This is a genomic window from Actinoplanes flavus, assembly GCF_017592555.1.
Classification (GTDB): Bacteria; Actinomycetota; Actinomycetes; order Mycobacteriales; family Micromonosporaceae; genus Actinoplanes; species Actinoplanes flavus.
This window is the reverse complement of sequence record NZ_JAGFNS010000051.1, coordinates 17,304-39,663: the sequence shown is the minus strand read 5'-3', so window position 1 is coordinate 39,663 and position 22,360 is coordinate 17,304. Positions and strand designations below refer to the sequence as shown.

Below are 22,360 nucleotides of genomic sequence, written 5' to 3'. Positions count from 1 at the left end.
TCGCCCGGCTCAAGCGCCACCGCGGCGTGGCCACCCGCTACGACAAGTTGGCCGTCCGATTCCAGGCCGTCCTAACCATCACGGTCATCTGCGAGTGGCTCTGACCGGCTTATGAAACACGCCTTAGGGGTCGGCCAGGCCGGCACGCCATGCCCAGCCGGCGACGGCGACCCGGTTGTGCAGGCCGAGTTTCGCCTGGATGTTGGCGATGTGGGTCTTGGCCGTGCCGGGCGAGATGAACAGCTCGGCGCCGATCTGGGCGTTCGTCAGGCCCCGGGCGACCAGCCGGACGATGTCGGTCTCGCGGTTCGTCAGCGGGTTGGGCTCCTCCGGCCGGGCCGCCGCCGTCACGGCCCGCAGCAGCCGGACGGTGACCTCCGGGCTGATCAGGGCGTCGCCGGCGACCGCCGCGCGGACACCCTCGACCAGCAGCGCCGGGCCCGACCGCTTGAGCAGGAAACCGCACGCGCCGTTGCGCAGCGCGCCGTCGACGTACGCGTCGTGGTCGAAGGTCGTCACCACGACGACGCGCAGGCCGGCCTCGGTGAGCAGCCGGGTCAGTTCCAGGCCGTCGATGCCCGGCATCCGGATGTCGGTGAGGACGACGTCGGGCCGCAGCCGGCGGGCCAGGTCCAGGGCCGCCGTCCCGTCGGCGGCCTCACCGACCACCGTGATGTCCGGCTGGGAGTCCAGCACCAGGCGAAAGCCGCCGCGCACGTCCGGATGGTCGTCGGCGAGCAGGACCCGGGTGGTCACGAGCCACCGCCGGGGAACACGGCGACGACCTCCCAGCCGCGGCCGGCCGGCCCGGCGGTCAGGGCGCCGCCGACCGCGGCAACCTGCTCCCGCAGGGCCGCCAGTCCCCGGCCACCGGCGCCGGGCGGCCGCCGCGACGGTGTGGCGCCGGGTCCGTCGTCGCGTATCCGCACCTCGACACCGGCGGGTCCGCCGGCGACGACGACGTCGACCCGCCGTGCCGAGGCCGCGTGCCGGCGGACGTTGGTCAGCGCCTCCACCACGACCCGGTACGCCACCGCACCGGTGTCGCGTGGCGCCCGCACCGGGCGCGGGTCCTCGGTGAACCGGACGTCGACGTCCCCACCGGCCCGGAACCGGTCGACGAGTTCGGGCAGGTCGACCAGCGTGGGCACCGGCCGGACCGCCGGGCCGTCCGGCTCGTGCAGCATGCCGACCATGCGGTCCATCGTCGCCAGCGCGGCCAGCCCGGCGGCCTCGATGCGTTCCAGCGCCGCGCCGGCCGCCTCGGGACGGCCGGACGCCACGAACCGGGCCGCCTGCGCCTGGGCGACGATGCCGCTCACGTCGTGGGCCACGAAGTCGTGCAGATCCCGCGCCCACCGCAGCCGCAGCTCCTGCCGGGCCTGCTCCACCTCCACGGCGCGCTGGTGGGCGGTCAACCGCGGATAGCCGCCGACGACGAGTGCCAGCCCCGCCGGAGCCGTCCACACCAGCGCCGCCGCCACCCGCTCCACGATGGGCAGATCAGCGGCGAGAACCCACAGCCAGGACGCCATCGCGCCACCGGCGAGCAGCGCGGCCCCGACGATGTGCCGGCGCGGACCCCACCGCACCGCCACCGCGAGCAGCGCCGCGAGCGTCCCGGACACGACGAAGTGGAGGTTCGGCGCGGCGCCGGCCAGCGGGCTCGCGCACAGCGAGACACCGCCGGCGGCCATGGCGATCCAGCCGAGCAGGGCACGCAGCATGGCCCGATCGTAGGCGGCCGACCGGAGCCACCGCCCTCTGCCGATCGGCAGAGAACCGCGGGCCGACCGGGCCCGGATCGCCGTTTCGGCAGATGGTTCCGCGTACGTCGGAGGCCGAGGCTGGGAGACGACGGATCCGGGAGGGAGCGACATGTCTCGAATGACGGCACGGATGGCGGAATGGTGGCGGCGCTGGCCGTGCTGGTCGGGATACGCGGCCGCCGGCTGGTCACTGATGTACGGCTCGCTGGGTCTGTACTGGACGGCCGGCGGCGGTGGGTTCCCGTTCGCTCCGGCTGCCGACGACCGCCGGTCGGGATCGCTGCTGGAGGGCAGCCCGGTCGAGGTGGTCGCCCCGGTCATGGCCGCGCTCGGGCTGCTCGGAGCGGTCGTCGCGCTGGCGATGACCCGCGGCGCCGGCTCCCGGCGCGCCGCGGCTGCGATGACCGCCTTCGGCTGGATCACGGCGGCCGGGCTGACTCTGGTCATCCCCGACTACACGATGATCGCCCTCATCGCGTTCGGCCCGGTGCTGCTGGTCTTCGCGTTCACCGGCGTGCCCGGCCCGCAGGAGGGGATCGGCGACATCCTGTACTGGCACCGCACCAACCTGATCATCCTGTTCGCCGGTGGCCTGCTGTGGGCCGCCGCCACGCTCGCCCATCAGCGCCGGGTCCGTGGCGCATGCCGGCACTGCGGCCGCCATCCCGCCGCCGGCCCCGGCCCGTCCCGGCGAACCCTGCTGCGGTGGGGACGCTGGGCCGTGCTGGTCGCCTGCGTGGCGCCGCTGCCGTACGAGATCACCCGGGTGGCCTGGTTTCTCGGCCATCCCCTCGGCATCAGCCACGACTTCCTGCGGATGATGCAGGACACGCCGGGCATGCTGAGCGTCGGCCTGGGCTGCGCGATCGCGTCCGCGGTCGGCGGCGTCCTCACCCACGGCCTGGTCAGCCGGTGGGGCGAGGTCTACCCGCGATGGATCTGGTTCAAGGCCGGAAAGCCGGTGCCGCCCGCCCTCGCGGTCGTGCCCGCGTCGATCGTCGCCGTCGTCCTGGTTCCGGCCGGGCTGATGATGGTCTGGGACCCGGACCTCGGCGACGGCTGGGCGCTGCGGGTGCCCAGCATCCTCTGGCTGCTCTGGAGCGCCGGCCTCGCGGTCGCCACCTACGCCTACCACCTGCGCCGTCGCGGTGCCTGCCGCGCCTGCGGCCGCGGTGGATCGCCGAAACCCGTCGAGGGTACGCGCGGCGGCGCGCCCGTCACCGCCGCCGCTGACGGTCAGCCCGCCACGGGTTTGCGGGCCAGCAGGCGGTAGCAGTTGCCGCCGGAGGTGGGCGCGATCGCGGCGGCCAGCAGCCGGTCCGTCACGGCGGCCAGGACCAGGGCCGGGATCGCCATGGACCAGGCCATGCTGTGCCGGGCGCGGGACAGGCGGGTCGCGGGCACCGGCAGCCACGGCCGGTCCGGCTCGGGGAAGCGGCTGTTGAGCCACAGCGCCAGGGCGCCGGAGAGGTCGCACGGCTGGTGGGCGCGGCCGGTGTCGGTGGCGACCACGGTCAGACCCTGGGCGGCGACCGCCTCCACGAGACGGGGCAGCGCGATGAGGTTCAGGTGCTGTGGCTGGAAGTACGGCAGCCACAGGCTGCGCAGCAGGCGGGCCGGGCCGAACCGCGGGTTCGGGACCTCGATGAGCAGGTGGCCGCCGGGTGGCAGGGCACGGGCCGCCGCCCCGATCTCGGCCCGCGGATCGAGCGTGTGCTCCAGGTAGTGATGCATGCTGATGACGTCGTAGTGGCCGGTGAGACGGTCCGCCGACGCGGGGAACATGCCCTGGTGGGCGAGGTCGATCCAGCCACGGCGCTGAGCCTCCAGGACGCCGTCGCCCATGTCGAGGCCGTCGAAGACGGTGCCGGGCAGATGGGGCGCCGCGTACCGGCAGAAGTGGCCCCAGCCGGTGCCGACGTCCAGCCACCTGCGCGGGCTGGTGTGGGCGCGAACCATGGTCACCCGGCCACGGTAGGAGTCGACGTGGCCGGCCAGGAGCTTCTCGCTGCCGGAGGCGCCCAGCCCGTCGTAGACGTCCCGGTAGTAGAACTCCAGGCCGGCGGCGTTCAGCCGGGGGTTCTGGAAGAGGTGCCCGCAGTCCCCGCACCTCTCGAGCGAGAAGGAGCCGGGCTTGCCCATGATCCGGTCCGGTGAGGTGAGACGGCGCCGCAACCGGGTGCCGCCGCACCAGGGGCAGTCGTCGCGGCGGGGCTCGAAGAAGCGGCCGGTGCCGTCGGCCAGGTCCCGCGCGTAGACGGTCCGGGCGTGGGCGCGGCGTTCGTCCATCTGCCGGTCGTACGGTGACCGCCACGTCCCCCGGGCACACCGCCACCAGCGCAGCGGATCGCGGACCGGGCGCAGCCAGGCGGCCCGGAGGCGGTCGGCCGGGCGCAGGCCGGTGCCGGCCGTCACCAGGTAGGGCTGGGTGACGTAGCCGGCCAGGGCGAGCAGTCCCCACGCCGGGTCGAGCACGATCGCGGTGGCCAGCAGCAGGTAGCCGTACAGGCGGATGGCCAGGGTGGCGTGCGGCGAGACGGTGGCGGCGCGCAGCCGGGCGCGGAACGTCGCCGGGTCGGCGGGGACGGCGGCGACCTCCGGGGTCACGAGCAGGCCGGCGTCGGCCGCGGCGTACTTCTTGAGCCGGTCGGTGATCCGGATCATGGTGGCCGGGTCGTGGCCGTCGCCGGATCGCACACCGGCACGGGCGGCCAGGGCCGCGTCGACCAGCAGGGCCTGACCGGCGCCCCGGCCGGGCGCCAGCGGATCGGTCCGGTAGGTGGCCGGGTCGACCTGGCGGGCCAGGGTGAACGTCTGCGCCATCGGCAGGTCGGCGGGGACCAGATCCAGTACGGCGAGGCCCTCCCGCTCGGCGTGTGCCACCGCCTGCCGGTGGGTCCGTTCGTCGACGGTGACCCCGGCGGCGGTGACCAGCACGAAGCGGTCGGTCCCGTCGCCGGGCGGGGTGACCGGCTCCCGATCGGCCGGCACGTAGATGGGGCTCCCGGCGGACGAGGCGGTCACGGGAACCGGATGCCGGGCGGGCGGGGAGGGCACCACGACCGGATTCCGGGCGGGGAGCGACGGGATGGCGCGGAGACGGGCACGCAGGCGCAGCCCGTCCAGCACCAGGACGGCGGCCGCGGCGGCGGCGGGCAGCATCGACCCGTTCAACGGGTGACCTCCGGGATCAGAGTCGTGGACCGTGCGAGAGCTTCCAGGTGGGTGACCGCTTCGTCCGCGCCACCGGCGGCACGGCAGGCGGAACGGATCCGGGCCGCCGCGTGGGCGTACCCGGGATCGGCGCGGATCGTGTCGACGGCCGCGCCGATGTGAGCGGCGGTGGCGTGCGCGAAGCGCAGCCGGACGCCCGCGCCCGCGCTGACCACCTGGGCGGCGACGACGGTCTGGTCGTCGCGGATCGGGGCCACCACCAGCGGCTGGCCGTGCCACAGCGATTCGGTGACCGTGTTGTGCCCGGCGTGGCAGATCACCAGGCCGGCCCGCTTCAGCACGGCCTGCTGCGGCACCCACGGCGTCACGTGGACGTGCTCGGGGCACGGGCCGACCACCCGGCCGGGGTCGGCGATCACCGCGTTCAGGCCGGGGCGCGCGGCCAGGGCACCGGCGCACTCCCGCAGGAAACGGGCGCCCGTCTCGGTGGACTGGGTACCCAGCGTGACCAGCACGAGTGGCTTCCCGGTGGGCCACGGCGACGTCCAGGCGCCGGGGTCGTCCTGCGGGACCGGGCCGACCCAGCGCACCGACGGCGACGTGGTGGCGGCCGGGCCGGCGAGCGCCGGGACGCTGAAGGCCAGGATCAGGTGTGGCGACAGGCGCGGATCGGCCACCCACCGCTGATGGGTGAAGCAGCCGCGCAGCCAGTCGTGGACGTTCGGTGGGTAGGGATCGCACAGTTCCGCCGACGTGGAGGCGGAGGTGGCCCAGGGCAGCCCGGCTTCGGCGGCCGCGTAGGCCCCGGCCCACGCCTGCTGGTCGGTGACGACCACGTCGGGGCGGTGCCGGACGATCGCGGCGCGGAGCCCGGGCAGCATCGCGGTCGCCAGCGGCCGCAGGAAGTCCTCGACGAGGAACCGCAGCGCGGCGAGCCCGCGCAGCCCGGGTTCGCGGGCGCCGACGGTGAAGGACGCCGGAACGCAGTCGTGGATCTCGGCGACCGGCCCGAGGCGGTCCCGCAGCCAGCGGCCGGCCCCGGCCCACACCACGTGGTGGCCGCGGGCGGCGAGGCGGGCGGCGACCGGCCGCAGCGGGGTGAGGTGGCCGGTCAACGGCGGCACCACGATCAGGAAACGGCTCACGGCGCCACGGCCCCGGCGCGGGCGTCCCGGCGGGCGGCCAGCCACGGCAGGACGGCGGCGGCCACCTCCCCCGGCGCGAAGGCGAGCAGCTGATGGTGCTGGCCGGGCACCACCACGACGTCGCATGGCGGCAACAGCCCGACGATGGCGTCCAGACGGGAGTGCAGACGGGAGTCACCGCCGACGATCAGCAGCAGCGGGCACCGCAGCCAGCCGTCCGGATAGACGTCGACCAGACCGGTACGGTCGGTGATGTCCTCGACCAGGGTGGTGGCGACGGCGAGCTCGCGCGCCCTCCTGGTGAGCCGCCGGGCCATGGCGGGCACGAGAGCCCCGAGTTCCGTTCTCGCGACCTCCTCGGCGTCGGAGAGGTGAGCGGACAGTTCCCGCAGCCCGTCGATGGCACGGTCGGCCCACGCCACGGTCGGCGGCTCGGATTCGATGACGATCAGGGAGGCGACACCGTCGGGGAACCGGTGGGCGAACCGGAAGGCGACGGTGCCGCCCCAGGAGAAGCCGATCAGGTGCACCGGGCCGGCGACACCGAGCTCGGTCAGCAGTCCGGTCAGGTCGTCGGTGGCGTCGTCCACCCCGTACCCCTGCCGTGGTCGTTCGCTGCGGCCGTGGCCGCGCAGGTCGTAGGCGATGACGTCGAACCCGAGGCCGGCGACCGCCGCCGCGATGGTGAAGTAGTAGCTGGCCATCGTGTCGAGCAGGCCGTGGATGAGGACCAGCGGCGGCGCGCCGGGATCGGCCGGCCGCATCCGCTGGACGTGCAGGCGGACCCCGTTGGCGATGATGTGGGCCATCGGCTCAGGCGTGTTCCAACCGGGCCGTCACGTACCCGGCGAGGTCGCCGACCCGCAACGTGATGATCTCCGAGAGCGTCCGGGCGGACAGGAATCCGGCCAGGTCGATGCCCGAACCGTAACGTTCGGCGAGCAGGGTGCCGAGCACCACCAGGTCGATGCTCTCGAAGGCGAGGTCGGCGTCGAACGACGTGTCCGAGGTGATCGGCACGGCGCCGAGGTCGTACCCGTCGAGGACCTCGCGGATCAGGTCACCGATCTCGGCGAGAACGGTTTCGGTGGTCACGGCAGCACCTCTCGGTCGGTGGTCCAGGCGACGACGTGCCGTCGTCCTTCGTGATGCAGATCGGTCAGGCGTACGCGCAGATCGCCCGCCGTGGTCGCGACGGTGACCTCCGCGTCGCTCGCGGCGATGACGCGCAGCGTGTGCGGGTCGCCGCCGAGGCCGGTGCCGAGCGCCTTGCCGGCGGCCTCCTTGGCGGCGAAGAAGCGGGTGAACCAGACGGCCCGGTCGGCGCCGAGCAGCTCCCGTTCGGCCGGGGTGAGCGCCGCGGCCACGGTGGCGTCGTCGCGGTCGGCGACCTCGAGGACGTCGATGCCGACCGGTCCGGCCGGACGGGCCAGGGCCACGCCGATCGATCCGTGGTGGGCGATGGACACGGCCAGTGGCGGCAGCCGGCGCCCGTGCCGTCCGGTGATCCACGGCCGTCCGGCCTCGTCGTTGCCGGTGTCGAGTTCGATCGGGAAGACCTCGGCGTCGGTGAGCATGGTGCGGACCGCGTCCTTGAGGGCGATCCGGCCGAGCAGCCAGTCGTCCCGGCCACGAGCCGGGCGGCGCTGGTAGCGGGCCCATTCGGCGGGGGTGAGATAGGTGCGGGCGAGCAGGTCGCGGTTGGCCTGGTCGGCCCAGTGGGTGGTGGCCCAGTGCCAGCCGGCCTCGTGCCGGCGGGCCAGCCGGGCGGTGCCGGGCGACCGGTCCACGGCCCGGACCGCCTCGTCGCTGGTGAACCGGTGCAGACGCCAGCCGTGCATCTCGGCCCACACCGTGCCGTCGTGGACCAGTTGGAGGTCGGCGGTGACCGTGCCGCCGGTGACCGCGACGATCCGGACGTGGCAGGTGAGCCTCTCGCCGGGGGCCGGGTCGGGGCCGAACAGGCGCAGCGCGGCGAGGGCGACCGGGAAGGCCCGGTTGTCGCCGTCCAGTTCCTCCATCATCCAGTAGCCGACCAGCTGGGCGGCGCTGTCCAGCAGGGCGCCGCCGGCGGCCGGGGTGGTGAGGGTGCCGCGCACGTGCCGGGCGCCGATCCCGTCGATGCCGGTCACGCCCTGGTAGGCGGGGCCGTGGAACATCCAGCGGGCGGCGTACATCTGGGCGGCGGTCAGGCGTGGCGCGCGGCCCGGTTCGCCGGGTTCCGGCCACACCGGCGGGGCGGGCGGGTAGGCGCCGCCGAACGCGACGGTGGCGCGGGCGTACCCCTGTGCCGTGACCCGGCGGCGGTCCGGCGTGTCGGTGTCGACCGCGAAGGTGACGGTGACCGGCGGCGCGACCGCGAGCCAGCGGTCGAATCCGGCGTCGTGCACGCCGGTCACCACGCCGCTCGCGGTGGGCCGGGCCGCGTCGCAGAGGTGCCGGATCAGGTCGGTGGCGGGGACCACCGGGAAGCCGTCGCCGGGTTCCGGCCAGCCGGGCGGCAGCTGGACGAACGTGTGGTCGCGCAGGTAGGGCAGCCGGTCCAGGGACAGGTGGCGGCGCGTCGTGGTGGTGGCCGGGACGGCCCGCCGCCGGACGGCGGCGACGACGTCGGCCGCGGCCCGGGCGGTCTCCGCGGCGAGGGCGCCGGCCCGGTGGTCACCGGACGCGGCGGGTACGGCGACGCGCCCGAGAAGCCCGGTGGCGTCCTCGCCGAGCGACACGAGCGGGTTGCCCAGCGACAGCCGGACCGCCGCCCCGGAATCCGGCCCCGGGTTCCGCGGCGCGAGCAGGTCCCCGCCGGGTTCGGCGCCCTCCGCCCACAGCGCGGCGAGCACCCGGGTGAGCTGCCCGGCCCCGGTCTGCCGGGGCGTGGTGGCGGCGATCGCCAGGTGGTCCCGGCCGCGCAGGACGTCGTGCACCAGCGAGGCGAGCGCGCCCGGTCCGACCTGGACGAAGGCGCGGACCCCGGCGGCGTGCAGCCGTTCGACGAGCGGCCGGAACCGGACCGGTTCGAGCAGGTGACGGACGAACAGCTCACGGATCGCGCCGGGCTCGTCCGGGTACGGCTCCAGCGTCGTCGCCGACCACAGCGGCGTCCGCCACGGCCGCGTGTCGAGGAGCCCGGCGACGGCGGTGAGCCGGTGCACGTACGGCCGCAGCAGGGGCGTGTGGAACCCGGACCGGAACGGCAGCACCTGCCCGGTGATCCCGTTTCCGGCCAGGGCGAGCAGCAGTTTCCCGACCTCGCCGGACGGGCCGCAGACCACGCACTGGTGTGGCGCGTTGTCGTGCGAGACGGTGACACCGGTTCCGGCCAGGAACGGCTCGACGGTGCCGGTGCCGGCGCCGACCGCGGCGAACACCACGTCGGGCACCTGCCGGACGGCGTCGGCGAACGCCTCCAGCACGGGTTCCAGTTCGCCGTCGTGGTAGCCGGCCGCCACCGCCATGGCGGTCCACTCCCCCAGTGAGTGCCCGGCCAGCACGTCCGGGCGTACCCCCTGGTCGCGCAGCGCGGCGTCGAGCAGCCAGCTGACCCGCGAGACCGACACGCCGTGCCGGTGCAGGCCGTCGGCGCCGGGCAGCCGCAGGTCGCGGCCCATCCGGGCGGCGACGTCGGCGACCCGCGGCTCGCACTCGCCCTCCAGGCCCGGGTAGAGGAACGCGATCCGGCCCGGCCCGCCGGCCAGCAGCGGCCGCGGGCTGAACCAGATGTCCTGGCGTCCCCGCCACGGTTGCCCGGCCGCGACCACCCGGCGTGCGGTGGCCAGAGTGCGGGCGGTGGGTGCGACGATCGCCAACCGCATCCGGCCGGACCCGGACGGTACGGCCGGCGGCCGGTCCAGCAGCGCGGTCAGTTCGTCGGTGGTGTCGGCGGCCAGCCGCAGCACCGGCGCCGGCTCCCGGACCCGCGGCGGGCGGGCGGCGGGCGGGGCCGCCTCCAGGACGGCGTGGGCGTTGACGCCACCGAACCCGAACGCGTTGACGGCGGCCCGCCGGGTGCGGCCGAACCAGGCGCGGGCCACCGGGATCGGCCGGAACCGGGTGGCGGCCAGCCCCGGGTGCGGGTCGTCGCAGGCCGGCATCGGCGGCAGCACGCCGTGGTGGACGGCCAGGGCGGCCTTGACGAATCCGGCGATCCCGGCGGCCGGCATGGTGTGGCCGATCAGCGCCTTCACCGAACCGAGCACGGCCGGGTGACCGGGCCCGAACACGTCGTGCAGGGTGGCCAGCTCGCAGGCGTCGCCGGCCGCCGTGGCGGTGCCGTGCGCCTCGATCAGGCCGACCGCGTCCGGGTCGGTGGGGTCCAGTCCGGCGGCCGACCAGGCCTGGCGCAGCGCGGCGGCCTGACCGGCGGAGACCGGGTTCATCAGGCTGGCCGCTCCGGCGTCGCCGGACACCCCGGTGCCGCGGACCACGGCGTAGACCCGGTCGCCGTCGCGACGGGCGTCGGCCAGCCGTTTGAGCACCACGATGCCGCTGCCCTCGCCGATGACCAGGCCGTCGGCGGCGCCGGTGAAGGGACGGCTGCGGCCGGTCGGGCTGACCGCGCCGAGCCCGGCGAAGACGCTCCACAGGGTGGCGTCGTGGGCGTGGTGGACGCCGCCGGCGAGCACCACGTCGCAGCGGCCGCGGGCGAGTTCGGCGACGGCCTGGTCGACGGCGAGCAGCGACGAGGCGCAGGCGCCGTCGACGGTGTACGCGGGGCCGCCGAACCCGTGCCGGTGGGCGATCCGGGCGGCGGCGAGGTTGGGCACCAGGCCGATCTCGGCGCCCGGCGACACCGGGCCGAGCCGGTCGGCGAACGCCTCCCGGATCCGGGCCGCGGTGTCCGGGTCGAGATCGGGCAGCAGCTCGGTGAGAGTGTGTGCGAGCTGGCGGGCGCCGCGGACCCGCTGGTCGAACCGGGACAGGGCGGGGGTGAGATAGCCGCCGCGGCCGAGGATCACCCCGATCCGGGCCGGGTCGCAGGCGCCGGGTCGCAGGTCGGCGTCGGCGAGCGCGGCGCCGGCCACGTGCAGAGCGATCAACTGATCGGGTTCGGTCAGCGGCAGCGCGGCCGGCATCACCCCGAGGGCGGCCGGGTCCACGGTGGCCAGGTCGCCGAGGAAGCCGCCACGCCGGCCGGTGGGCAGCCCGTACCCGGGTGGGGCCTCGGTGACGCTGTCGGTGCCGGTGACGATGTTGCGCCAGTAGGTGTCCAGGTCGGGGGCGCCGGGGAACAGCACCGCCATCCCGACGACGGCGACCGGTTCCATGGTCACCAGCCCGGGGCCGCGTAGACGACGCTGGTCAGCGCCGGGTCGCCGTGGGTCAGCTCGTCCAGCAGGGCGGCGGCGCCGGCGGCCGGATCGATCAGCTGGACGCCCTGTGCGGCGTACCGGCCGGCCAGCTCGGCGGTCACCATGCCACCGTGCCGGCGGTCCGGCGCCCACGGCCCCCAGTGGACGGTGAGGCAGCGCCGTCCGGTGCGGGCCGCCCAGCGGCGGCCGCAGTCGTCGAGGGCGTCGTTGGCGGCCGCGTAGTCGCACTGGCCCCGGCTGCCGCGGACCGCCGCGACGCTGCCGAACAGGGTGACGAAGGCGGGCGGCTCCGGCAGATGGTCGAGGGCGTCGAAGAGGTTGCGGGCGCCGTCGACCTTGGTGCCGAAGACACGCTGGAACGATGCGGTGGTCTTGTCGGCCAGCAGCCGGTCCTCGATCACCCCGGCCGCGAACACCACCCCGTCGAGCCGCCGGTACGCGGCGTGCACCGATTTCACGAGCGCGTGCACCGCGTCGGCGTCGGTCACGTCGACGGCGTGGTACTCGACGGCCCGGCTCAGCGCGCGCAGTTCGGCGACGGTGGCGGCCACCTCCCGCCGGGCCAGCACGGCACGGGCCCGCCGGTCGACGCCGTTCGGGTCGCGGCCGGCCAGCACCCGCCGCAGCGAATTCAGGTCGGTGGCGGCCGCCAGTTCGGCGTCCTCGGGCTCGGCGTCCGGCGCGGTCCGCCCGGCCAGCACGATCCGGCAACCGGTACGGGCCGCGAACTCACCCGCCACGGTCGCGGTGATCCCCCGGCCGCCGCCGACCAGCAGCACCACGGAGTCCCGGCCCAGTTCGGTGGTGGCCCGTGCGCCCGGCCGGGGCGGCGGCACCGGCCGCACCGACGGCGCCTGCCGGTTCGTGCCGTGCCGGACGACCGGCTCACCGGCGCGGTCGTCGAGTTCGGCGGCGAGCAGCGCGGCGACGGCCGCGTGGTCCGCCCCGGACGGCACGGTGACCAGCCGGGTCAGGACGCCGGGCCGTTCCTGCCGCATCGACCGGATGAAGCCGGCCAGGCCGTCGGCGCGGGCGTCGCCGTCGACCGCGGCGACCAGCACCCCCCGGCCGGTCGCGGCGGCCGCCCGTAGCTTCTCGAACAGCACCGGCAGCCACGGCTGCTCGTCGTCGCCGTCGCCCAGCGCCCCGGCCAGGACGAGATCGTCGCCGTCACCCGGCGCCCCGGCTCGGACGAGACCGTCACCGTCACCCGGCGCCCCGCCCCGAACGTGACCGTCACCGTCACCCGGCGCCCCGCCCCGGACGAGACCGTCGCCGTCACCCGGCGCCCCGCCCCGGACGAGACCGTCACCGGCCACGACCGGGACGCCCCGCTCGCGCAGCGCCCGGATCAGGCCGTCCGGCCCGTCGACGGCGACCGTGCGCCCGGCCGGTACGGCGTCCGCGCCCAGCGGAGCCGGCGCCCATTCCCGGATGAACCGTTGCGGCGCCACCGCCGGTGGCCCGCCGTCGAGCAGCGCCGCCATCTCCCCCGCGGTCCGGGCGCGGCCCAGCCGCTCCAGGGCGGGCCCGGTGCCGCCGGTCAGCTCGCCGACGATCTCGGTGCGTTTGATCGAGTCGATGGAGAGGTCGGCTTCCAGGTCGACGTCCGCGCCGATCAGGTCGACCGGGTAGCCGGTGCGGGCGCTGATCACCGCCCGTACCCGGTCGAGGGTGTCCACCGGCTCGGCGAGAGCCGGGGCCGGGCCCGCGACCTCCGGCGCCGCCGTGGGCTCCGGGGCCTTCGCCGGCTCGATCGTGGTCGGCGGCGGCGCACCCAGGTAGGCGAGCATGACGTCGCGCTGGGTGGCCACGAACTCCCGGGTGGTGCGCAGGTAGTCCTCGATGAGCCGGTCGGCGTCACCGGCCGGGGCGGTGGCCGTCACCGGCCGGGCGGCCGTGATCCCGCCGGTCAGGTAGGCGCCGTCGGCGGTCCGGACCGCGTGCCCGTCGACGGTCCAGCGCGGCGGTGGCTCCGGGACGGCGCCGGTGAGGTCGGCGGCGTCGCGGCCCCGGTAGAGCGGGTCGAGGTGCACCGGCACCCCGGCGAGGGCCAGTTCGGCGACCGCGGACAGGGCGCCGGCCAGTCCACCGCCGGCCTGTTCGAAGTTCACCACCCGGTGCGGGCGGTCGCCCAGGATGGCGCCGACCAGGTTGCTGAGGGTGGTGCCGGGGCCGCATTCGGCGAAGACGCGGGCGCCGGCGGCGTACATCGCCTCGATCTGCTCGGTGAAACGGACCGGAGAGCCGATCTGGTCGCCCAGTTCGACGGCGATCAGGGCGGGCCGGTCCGGGTACGGCCGGGCGGTGCGGTTGGCGTACACCGGGATCCGGGGCGCGCGCGGTGACAGCCCGGCGACCGCCGCGGTGAACCCGGGTCCGGCCGCGGACACGAGCGGGCTGTGGAAGGCGCAGGCCACGTCCAGGGTGGTGACGGTGTGCCCGAGCGCCCGCAGCCGGGCGGCGGCCCGTTCGACGGCGCCGGGTACGCCCGCGATGACCGTCTGGTGTGGGCTGTTGTGGTTGGCCAGCACCACCCCGTCGACGGCGGCGATCTCGTCGGCGATCTCCTCGGGCGGGCCGGTGACCGCGGCCATCGTGCCGGGCTGGGATCCGGCGGCGGTGAGGATCTCCTCGGCCCGCCGCATGCTCAGCGCGGGCAGGGCGGTCTCCGGCAGCGCCCCGGCGGCGGTGAGGGCGACGACTTCGCCGTAGCTGTGGCCGCCGGCCATGTCGGCGGTGACGCCGAGCATGGTGAGGAAGCGGTGGGCGGCCAGGCCGGTAAGCCCGAGGGCGGGCTGGGCGTTGCGGGTGTCCCGCAGCCGGTTCCGCCGGCGGTGGGCGCTGTCCGGGTCGAAGGCCGCGCCGGGGTAGAGGGCCCGCACCCAGTCGCCGCCGTGCTCGGCGGGTTCCCGCAGCTCGGGGAAGGTGATCAGCAGCGGCGCGAACATGTCGACGCGCTGACTGCCCTGACCGGGGAAGAGCAGCGCCAGTTTCGGGGGCTCCGCCGCCCGTACCCCGTCGTGGTTCAGGTTTTCCAGGCGGAACCGCAGGTCGTCGATCGAGGTGGCGAGCACCGAGAGGGTGGGCGCCGCCGCGGTGAGCGACAGCCGGGCGGCCGCGGTCCGGGCGAAGTCCCGCAGCCGGGCCCGTGGGTGGGTGTCCAGCAGCCCGCGCAGCCAGGCGGCGTCGGCCGACGAGGCGAACAGGAACAGCTCCACCGGCCACTGGTCGAGGCCGTGGCGTGGTTCCGGGCCGCGGTGGCCGGTGAGCACGGCGTGGAAGTTGGTGCCGCCGAACCCGAATCCGCTGACCGCACCGACCCGCCGTTCCAGGGTGTCCGGCCAGGGTCGGGCCACCTGGTCGAAGGCGAACGGGCTGTCCTCCGACCAGTCGTCGTGCGGTCGGGTGAGATGTGTGGTGGGCGGGCGGATGCCGGTGTGGATGGCCAGTGCCGTCTTGATCAGCCCGGCCATGCCGGCCGCGCACTTGGTGTGGCCGATCTGCGACTTCACCGAGCCGAGCGCCGCCGTGCCGGGAGCCGCGCCGGCCTCGGCGAACACTCCGGTGAGGGTGGCCAGCTCGGTACGGTCGCCGACCACCGTGCCGGTGCCGTGCGCCTCGACCAGCCCCACCTCGGCCGGTGACACCCCGGCCTGCCGGTAGGCGCGCAGCAGTGCCGCCCGCTGGCCCTCGGGGCGGGGCGCGGTCAGGCCGCGGGCCCGGCCGTCGCTGGCGCTGCCGACGCCGCCGATCACCGCGTACACCCGGTCGCCGTCGCGTTCGGCGTCGGCCAGCCGTTTGAGCACCAGGCAGCCGACGCCCTCGCCGAGCGCGATGCCGTCGGCGGCGGCGTCGAAGGGACGGGACCGGCCGGTCGGCGACAGCGCCCCGGCGGCCGCGAAGTGCCGGTAGTCGAGCAGGCTGTTGTGGGTGTCGGCGCCGCCGCACAGCACCAGGTCGGCGCTGCCGGTGACCAGTTCGCGGCAGGCGGCGTCGAGGGCGGCCAGCGAGGAGGCGCAGGCGGCGTCGACGATGTAGTTGGCGCCGCCGAGGTCCATCCGGTTGGCGATCCGGCCGGTGATCACGTTGGCGAGCACGCCGGGGAAGGTGTCCTCGGTGAAGCCGGGCAGTTGTGCGCCGAGGGCCTCGGGCACCTCGTCCAGGTAGGCGGGCAGCACGGCCCGCAGGGTGAGCGCGTGCGCCAGTTCGCCGCCGGACTCGGCGCCGAAGATCACCGCGGTCCGGGACCGGTCGAACGCGCGCCCGCCGCCCGGCGCGTCCGGGAACGGCTGGTATCCGGCGTCGGCGAGGGCCCGCCCGGCCGTCTCCAGGGCGAGCAGCTGCACCGGTTCGATGGCGGCCAGCGACGCCGGCGGGATGCCCCAGGCGACCGGGTCGACCGGCACCCGGGGCAGGAAGCCGCCCCACCGCGACGGCACGTCGTGCCGGTCCGGGTCCCACCGGTCGGCCGGCACCTCGGTGATGGCGTCGGTGCCGGCCACCACCTGCGACCAGAACGCGGCGGTGTCCCGGGCGCCGGCGAAGATGCCGGCCAGGCCGACGATCGCCACGTCCAGCGGTGCGGCGGCGCGTTCCGGTTCCGGCCCCGCTCCGGCGTCGGCCGGCGGCACGGCCAGCCACGCGGCGGCGCCGGCCGTCACGTCGGCGTGCAGTTCGGCCACGGTGGTGACGGCGTCGCGCAGCACGGCCACCTGACCGGCCATGAACAGGCCGGCGTCGCGCTGCACCCGCTCGTCGACCGGTTCCAGACCCCCGTCGGTACGCCGCAGGCCCTTGCTGGCCAGTCGCAGCCGGCCCAGGTTGAGGCGTTCCAGCGCGGCCCAGATCTCCCGGTCCGGTGTTCCGGCGGCACGCAGCCGGTCCCGGGCGGCGGCGAACTCGGCGGCGTACGGGCTGTCCACGCAGCGGGTCAGGTGGCCGGGAGCGGTCTCCAGGACGGTGGTGGCGCGGGCCCGCAGCATCTCCTGCTGGAACACCGGCCCGATCGCGCCCGAGCCGACCGCCTCCGCGGTGAACAGGTACGCCGTACCCATGAGCAGGCCCACCCCGGCGCCGCGGGCGGCCAGCGGCGCCGCGGCGGCGGTCGCCATGGCCGCCGAACGGGCGTCGTGCACGCCACCGGCGAACAGCACGTCGAGGTGGTCGCCGGGGTGCTCGTCCAGCCAGTCGAGCAGCACCGGGATCTGCGCCTGCCAGAGAGCGAAACTGCTGGCCGGGCCGATGTGCCCGCCGCATTCGGCGCCTTCGAAGACGAACCGGCGGGCCCCGGCGCCGAGGAACTGCCGCAGCAGGCCGGGCGACGGCACGTGCAGGAACGCGGCGACGCCCGCCGACTCCAGCCGGGCCGCCTGGTCGGGGCGGCCACCGGCGATGATCACGGCGGCCGGCCGGGTCGCCAGGATGGCGTCGAGCTGGGCGGCGCGGGTCTCCTCCGGGGCGAAGCCGAGGATGCCGGCCGCCCACGGTCGCCCGGCCACCGCGAGCGCCGTCGCCCGCAGCAGGGACTGGCTGGTCTTGCCGTCGGCGAGCGACAACGCGACACAGGGCAGCCCGCCTCCGGCGGCGACCGCGGCCGCCAGCTCGGGACGGTCGCTGACCCGGGTCATCGGTCCCTGGACCACCGGGAGGGTGGTGCCGAGCCGCCGGGCGAGCGGGGCGCCCGGTCCGAGGGCGGGGGCGGTGCGCCCGGATGCGACGGCCGCCCGGATCGCCCGGATCACGCCGGGCACGTCGCGGTGGCGGCGGGCGAGGTCGCCGGCCAGGTACGCGTCCAGGCCGCCGCCCGAGGTGGGCCGGGTCAGCGCGGCGGCCATCGCCGGCGGCGGGCAGGCTTCCGGCAGCAGCGCCAGAGCCGTGTCGAGGACGACGCCGGCCGCTCCCCCGGCGATCGCGGCCGCCGCGGTGTGCGGGCCGATGCCGCCCCACGCCCACACCGGCACGCCGAGTTCGGCGAGCAGTTGCTGGAGCAGGACGAAGACGGACAGTCCGGCGTCCGGGTCGCCGGTCTCGGTGCCGCGGGCGAGCAGGCCGTCGGCGCCGTCGCCGATCGCGGCGCGGGCCTGGACCAGGCCGGTCACCTCGGCGAGCACGGTCCGGCCGCCCCAGGCCGCGGCGCCGATCCCGGCCGGCACGACCACGGTGTCCACCTGTTCCGGCAGGTCGGCCGCCGTCAGGGTGGTGTTCACCCGTACCCCGAACCGGCCCGGCGTCCACCGTGCCGCCCGCCGCAGTTCGGCGGTCGCCGGACCGTCGTGTCCGCTGAGATCCAGCACGCCCTGCGCTCCGGCCCGGCAGCAGGCGGCCAGCAGCCGCCCGTCCGGGAGCCCGAAGGGGGTGACGGCCATGATCGTTGCAGTGTTCACTTCGGTGTAGTCCCCCCGGCTCACCCGGTGGTGCCGCCCACGACCACCGATACTGCACTTAACGATCTTCACTTTGGCCGGTTATGCCCCGTTTTAGACCGATTTTGAGCCCGGTGTGGTCACCGGCCACCGGCGCGGCCTAGGTTCGATGCACGCAACGACGGACGTCGAAGGGGAAGCGCCGCATGTCGAAACAGGTCACGTTCACCGCCGACGGGATCGCCCTCGCCGGAAACCTGTCGGTCGCCGCGGACGGAGCGCCCGGGGTGGTGCTGACCGGGCCGTTCACCGGAGTCAAGGAACAGGTCGTCGGCACCTACGCGGCGCTGCTGCACGACCGCGGGTTCACCACGCTGGCGTTCGACCACCGCGGGTTCGGGGAGAGCGGCGGCCGCCGGGCGCATGAGGACAGCCAGGGCAAACTGTCCGACCTGCGGGCCGCCGTGAGCCTGCTCGGCGAGCACACCGACCGGGTGGCGGTGGTCGGGGTGTGCCTCGGCGGCGGCTACGCGGTGCGGGCCGCCGCCACCGATCCGCGCATCCGGGCGGTGGTGGGGATCGCCGGGGCGTACAACAGCCCGGCCCGGTTCAGCGCCGGCGATCCGGAGGGCTATCGCGCGGCGATCCGGTCCTTCATCGACCGGTACGACGAGGAGCTGCCCGCCGTCGCGCCCGGCGGTGGCACGGCGGCCATGGGCGGCGACGAGCCGTACGCCTACTACGGCACCGCCCGGGGCACCGCCGGCCACTGGGAGAACCGGGTCACCTACGGCTCCCTGCACTCGCTGATGACCCTGGACGCCCTCGGCGCCGCCCCGCTGCTGGGTTCCACCCCGCTGCTGATCGTGCACGGCCGCGTCGACGCCTACTGCTCCCCGGAACTCGCCGAGGCGGCGTACGACGCGGCGCCCGGCCCGAAGGAACTGGTCTGGCTGGACGCGACGGAGCACATCGACCTGTACGACGTGGAGCCGCACGTCACCCGGGCGGCCGAGTCGGCGGCGGCGTTCCTGCACCGGCACCTCTCCGCCCCGGCATGACGGGGAAGCGGCCACCGCCGGGTCGACGGTGGCCGCTCCGGGGGGCCGGGCTCACCCGAAGATCGAGGCCGCCCACTCGGGGTGGTCGATGAACGGGTTCCGGTTGTGCTGGTAACTCGCGTAGACGACCTGGTTGCGGGTCCGCTCGGCCGCCGACGGCGGGTCCTGCGTGTGCCACGCCAGCAGGGTGGAGAGCTTTCCGAGGTACGGGTTCGAGCCGTTCGCGGTCGAGTTGTTGAGCTCCAGGTTCGCCCACGAGTCGCCGCCCTCGTAGCGCACCGCCATGTAGAACACCATCCGGGCCACGTCGCCCTTGATCGCGGCGCGCGGCTCCCACGAGTCGGCGTCGGTGTAGTTGCCGGTGGCGCCGGAGACCGCGGTGCCGCCCGTGTCGAAGTCCTTGTTGCCGCGCAGCGCGTTGATCGTGACGTCCTCGGGCCGCAGGTGGTGCAGGTCGGTGCCGGGACCGTTGGCGGTGCCGAAGTCACCGTGCGACTGCGGCCACACGTGCTCCCGGTTCCAGTTGCCGGTCGCCCCGCCGTTGAGGGTCTTGGACCGGCTGATCCCGGAATACAGCAGGATCACGTTCGCCGAGTTCGCCGGGTCCTGGTCGGTGACCTTCAAGGCGTTCCAGACCGCGTCGTACGACATCGTGGTGACCCCGGTCGAGATGATCGTGTGCAGCGCCGACCTCAGGCTGGACCCGGATTTGCCGAGCGCCGCCGCGTAGTAGGTGTCGGTGCTGCTGGAGGCCGTCGGGCCGGCCGTGGCGGTCGGGCTGGTCGTGGCCGTGGCGCCGAACGTCATGGCGGTCGGCGACTTGAGGCCGGCGTGCGCGAAGTAGGCGGTCAGCGTGCCGGTGACGGTGAGCGTCCGGCCGATGTTCGACGGGTTGCCGGCCAGCCCGAACGCCGAGCGGTAGGAGCTGGTGATCTGGACGTACAGCATCCGGCTGGTACTGGTCTCGGTCGCGCTGTCGGCGATGGCCAGGGCCGTGTCGCCGAGGAAGGAGCTGAACCGGACGGTGTCGGTGGCGGTGGGTTCGCCGACGATGTAGCCGACGACGGTGCCGGTCCCGCCCTGGCCGCTGATCGCCTGGGCGACCGTCAGCGGTGCGGCGGCCGCCGCCGACGGCGCCCGGAGCACCGTGACGGAGGCGACCAGCAGGCCGGCGAGGACCGGTATCAGCAGCGCCAGGATGCGCCGATGGACGGTGGGAGCGGGCATGGGGGGAGCTCCGTTCACCAGGCTGTATAGACAGCTCTCAGTGTGAACGAACCGATGCGCGGCGGGCCCATACCACTTCGGTCATCCCTCGCGGCGCTACCCGGCCACCCGGGTGAGGATCAGAGCGACGGTCACCCACACGAAGCCGGCGACCAGGCCGGGGCGGCGCAGCGGGCGGCCCACGGCGGAACCGGCCAGGCCCGCCAGCAGGCCCAGGAGCACGGCGGCGCCGGGCACCGGGCGGACCCAGTCCGGGCCGTCGATCGGGCAGACCATCTGGCCGGTGTCGCCGATGCAGGCGCTCGACATCAGGTGGCCACCCTCGGACAGCGTGTAGGCGGCGAAGATCAGCAGGCCGAGGAGGGCCAGCACGGCGATCCCCACCGTCGCGGGGGTGCCGTAGCGCTCCCGGGTGAACCAGCCGGGCTGCGCCGCTGCGGTCGGTGTCGTCACAGCCCGGGATCCAACCACACATGATCAAGACCGTCAGCCGAGCGTGACCACCACCTCCTCCGCCGCCGGATGTGGCGTTCAGATCCAGCCCTGCTGCCAGGCGTGGTGGGCGGCCGCGTGGCGGGTGTCGGCGCCGAGCTTGGCCATCGCCGCGGAGAGATAGTTGCGGACCGTGCCGGGGGCCAGGTGCACGGCGGCGGCCACCTCGGCGATCGGCGCGCCACCGCGGACCACGGCCAGGATCTCCAGCTCACGGTCGGTGAGGGGGCACGCGTCCTCGGTCAGGGCGCTCGCCGCGATCTCCGGGTCCACGTAGCGGCGGCCGGAGTGCACGGTCCGGATGATCTCGGCGAGGCGGGCGGCCGGGGTGGTCTTCGGTACGAACCCGGCGACCCCGGCGGCCAGGGCCCGGCGCAGCACGGCCGGGCGGGCATGGCGGGTCACCAGGACCACCGGGATGCCGAGCTTCGACCGGATCTCGGTGGCCGCCCGTAACCCGTCACCGGGCGGCATCTCCAGGTCGAGGACCGCGAGATCCGGGCGTTCCCGCAGAGCCACCTGGACCGCGGTCACACTGTCGGCGGCCTCACCCACCACGGTCAGGTCCGGTTCCAGGGCCAGCAGGGCGGCGAGGGCGCCCCGGATCAGGCCCTCGTCGTCGGCGAGAAGCAGCCGGATCACCGGGCCGCCGCCACCGGCAGGGCCGCCGTCACGGTGAACTCGCCGTCCGTACGCCGGAATCGCAGACTGCCACCGGCGGCCGTGAGCCGGTCGCGGAGCCCGGCCAGGCCGCCCGCCGGTCCGTCCGGGCCGTCGATCGGGTTGTCGTTGACGAACCGCAGCGCCACGTCGCCGGTCAGCGCGATCTCGCAGCGGGCGGCCGTGCTGTGCCGCAGCACGTTGGTGGTGCACTCGCGCACGACCAGGCCGAGCAGGTTCTCCACGGCCGGTGGGAGGACCGGCGGATCGGGCGGCAGCGAGATCGATGACCGGATCCCGGCGGCGTCGAGGACTCTGGCCGCATTGGCGATCTCGGTGTCCAGGGACACCGACCGGTAGCCGCGGACCAGCTCCCGGGTGTCGCCCAGCGCCTGCCGGGCCAGTTCCTGCACCTCGCGCATCTGTTCGGCGGCACGGACCGGGTCGGTGGCGGCGAGCCGTTCGGCCAGTTCACTCTTCAGCGCGATGACCTGCAGATTGTGGCCCTGGATGTCGTGCAGTTCGGCGGCGAACCGGCGGCGCTCGCCGGTGACCGCGGTGGTCCGCTCGGTGTGGCGGGCCCGGTCGAGGCGTTCCGCGACGGTGCAGATCCAGATCTGGGCGTAGAGCGAGGCCGTGCACAGGGCCGCGATGGCGGTGTCGGAAAGGGCGCCGCCGAGGTCGTGCCGGCCACCGGCCAGGGAGGCGGCGAACCCCAGCGCCAGGCCGGCCGGCCACAGCGCACGGGGCACGCCGGCAAGCACGGCGGCCAACGGCAGCACCCACGGGAATCCGCCCGCACCGTCGATCCGCGAGTACAGCAGGAGGCCCGCCGCGCCCGCCGCGGCGGCGATCGTCACGGCGGCCGGTGGCGGTGGCGTGCCGAGGACCGGTGCGGCCAGGAGCCGGCCGGCGACCAGGCACACCGGCGCCACCACGGCGAACACGACGGCCCGTGCCGTGGTGCCCGGTACTTCGAAGACGACGAGCAGCACAACGCCGGCCAGGCAGGCGAGCAGGGTGTACCAGGTGAAGCGGCGCAGTGATGTCACGCCACCATGATGCGGTTCGATCCGGCCGGGACGCGGGAATCGATGACATCTGTCATGCGGGCCGGTGTGCGCCTGACACTACGACCCGGGCGGGCCGGCGCTGATAGTC

14 protein-coding genes and 1 pseudogene are annotated in these 22,360 nt (G+C 75.3%); 3 read left to right on the top strand and 12 right to left on the bottom strand.

The annotated features are described in order from the left end of the window. A pseudogene (locus J5X75_RS45195) lies at positions 1 to 104 on the top strand (IS5 family transposase); the annotation flags it as partial. 19 nt (positions 105 to 123) lie between these two features. Here the strand turns inward: J5X75_RS45195 and J5X75_RS41895 are convergent. Continuing rightward, positions 124 to 756 (bottom strand): response regulator, encoded by a 633-nt coding sequence (locus J5X75_RS41895; RefSeq protein ID WP_208473299.1) that lies wholly within the window; start codon positions 754 to 756, stop codon positions 124 to 126. Beyond that, positions 753 to 1,727: a sensor histidine kinase gene (locus J5X75_RS41890; protein WP_208473298.1), complete on the bottom strand. Its 975-nt coding sequence runs from the start codon at positions 1,725 to 1,727 to the stop codon at positions 753 to 755. Before J5X75_RS41890 ends, J5X75_RS41895 begins: the two co-directional genes overlap by 4 nt. 151 nt (positions 1,728 to 1,878) lie before the next feature. Between J5X75_RS41890 and J5X75_RS41885 the strand changes: the two genes are divergently transcribed. Continuing rightward, positions 1,879 to 3,042, top strand: a complete 1,164-nt coding sequence (locus J5X75_RS41885) for an NYN domain-containing protein (RefSeq protein WP_238490923.1) — start codon at positions 1,879 to 1,881, stop codon at positions 3,040 to 3,042. On the opposite strand, the gene J5X75_RS41880 is transcribed toward J5X75_RS41885, so the two are convergent. From J5X75_RS41880 to J5X75_RS41855, 6 genes are read right to left on the bottom strand one after another with little or no spacing between them, the layout of a single operon-like run. Then, positions 3,006 to 4,943, bottom strand: coding sequence for a class I SAM-dependent methyltransferase (locus J5X75_RS41880; RefSeq protein WP_208473297.1), 1,938 nt, complete (start codon positions 4,941 to 4,943; stop codon positions 3,006 to 3,008). The genes J5X75_RS41885 and J5X75_RS41880 overlap by 37 nt on opposite strands. Next, positions 4,940 to 6,088 carry a glycosyltransferase gene (locus tag J5X75_RS41875; protein WP_208473296.1) on the bottom strand — a complete coding sequence of 383 codons (1,149 nt, stop codon included), beginning with the start codon at positions 6,086 to 6,088 and terminating at the stop codon, positions 4,940 to 4,942. The genes J5X75_RS41880 and J5X75_RS41875 overlap by 4 nt, the downstream gene beginning before the upstream one ends. Continuing rightward, a complete protein-coding gene (locus tag J5X75_RS41870; RefSeq protein ID WP_208473295.1) occupies positions 6,085 to 6,897 on the bottom strand; it encodes an alpha/beta fold hydrolase in 813 nt (270 codons plus the stop codon). Before J5X75_RS41870 ends, J5X75_RS41875 begins: the two co-directional genes overlap by 4 nt. Before the next feature lie 4 nt (positions 6,898 to 6,901). After that, on the bottom strand, positions 6,902 to 7,183 hold the full coding sequence (locus J5X75_RS41865) for an acyl carrier protein (protein ID WP_208473294.1): 282 nt from the start codon (positions 7,181 to 7,183) through the stop codon (positions 6,902 to 6,904). Then, positions 7,180 to 11,349, bottom strand: coding sequence for a beta-ketoacyl synthase N-terminal-like domain-containing protein (locus J5X75_RS41860; RefSeq protein WP_208473293.1), 4,170 nt, complete (start codon positions 11,347 to 11,349; stop codon positions 7,180 to 7,182). Before J5X75_RS41860 ends, J5X75_RS41865 begins: the two co-directional genes overlap by 4 nt. A 2-nt stretch (positions 11,350 to 11,351) precedes the next feature. After that, positions 11,352 to 17,762, bottom strand: a complete 6,411-nt coding sequence (locus J5X75_RS41855; protein WP_208473292.1) for a type I polyketide synthase — start codon at positions 17,760 to 17,762, stop codon at positions 11,352 to 11,354. Positions 17,763 to 17,965: 203 nt separating this feature from the next. On the opposite strand from J5X75_RS41855, the gene J5X75_RS41850 reads away from it, so the two are divergent. Continuing rightward, entirely contained in the window at positions 17,966 to 18,820 is an 855-nt protein-coding gene (locus tag J5X75_RS41850; protein ID WP_208473291.1) for an alpha/beta hydrolase, read from the top strand. 51 nt (positions 18,821 to 18,871) lie between these two features. Here the strand turns inward: J5X75_RS41850 and J5X75_RS41845 are convergent, their stop codons facing one another. The 4 genes from J5X75_RS41845 to J5X75_RS41830 form a co-directional block, all read right to left on the bottom strand. Beyond that, entirely contained in the window at positions 18,872 to 20,047 is a 1,176-nt protein-coding gene (locus tag J5X75_RS41845; protein WP_208473290.1) for an endonuclease, read from the bottom strand. Positions 20,048 to 20,143: 96 nt separating this feature from the next. Further along, on the bottom strand, positions 20,144 to 20,500 hold the full coding sequence (locus J5X75_RS41840) for a hypothetical protein (RefSeq protein ID WP_208473289.1): 357 nt from the start codon (positions 20,498 to 20,500) through the stop codon (positions 20,144 to 20,146). Positions 20,501 to 20,578: 78 nt separating this feature from the next. Then, positions 20,579 to 21,181, bottom strand: coding sequence for a response regulator transcription factor (locus J5X75_RS41835; protein WP_208473288.1), 603 nt, complete (start codon positions 21,179 to 21,181; stop codon positions 20,579 to 20,581). Further along, positions 21,178 to 22,251: a sensor histidine kinase gene (locus J5X75_RS41830; protein ID WP_208473287.1), complete on the bottom strand. Its 1,074-nt coding sequence runs from the start codon at positions 22,249 to 22,251 to the stop codon at positions 21,178 to 21,180. Before J5X75_RS41830 ends, J5X75_RS41835 begins: the two co-directional genes overlap by 4 nt. Between the last annotated feature and the right edge of the window lie 109 nt (positions 22,252 to 22,360).

What these genes read in the sequence shown, in the direction of transcription:
- J5X75_RS41885 (WP_238490923.1), top strand. Translation starts at nt 1,879, where the DNA reads ATGTCTCGAATGACGGCACGGATGGCGGAATGGTGGCGGCGCTGGCCG.
- J5X75_RS41870 (WP_208473295.1), bottom strand. Translation starts at nt 6,897, where the DNA reads ATGGCCCACATCATCGCCAACGGGGTCCGCCTGCACGTCCAGCGGATG.
- J5X75_RS41845 (WP_208473290.1), bottom strand. Translation starts at nt 20,047, where the DNA reads ATGCCCGCTCCCACCGTCCATCGGCGCATCCTGGCGCTGCTGATACCG.
- J5X75_RS41890 (WP_208473298.1), bottom strand. Translation starts at nt 1,727, where the DNA reads ATGCTGCGTGCCCTGCTCGGCTGGATCGCCATGGCCGCCGGCGGTGTC.
- J5X75_RS41860 (WP_208473293.1), bottom strand. Translation starts at nt 11,349, where the DNA reads ATGGAACCGGTCGCCGTCGTCGGGATGGCGGTGCTGTTCCCCGGCGCC.
- J5X75_RS41855 (WP_208473292.1), bottom strand. Translation starts at nt 17,762, where the DNA reads ATGGCCGTCACCCCCTTCGGGCTCCCGGACGGGCGGCTGCTGGCCGCC.
- J5X75_RS41850 (WP_208473291.1), top strand. Translation starts at nt 17,966, where the DNA reads ATGTCGAAACAGGTCACGTTCACCGCCGACGGGATCGCCCTCGCCGGA.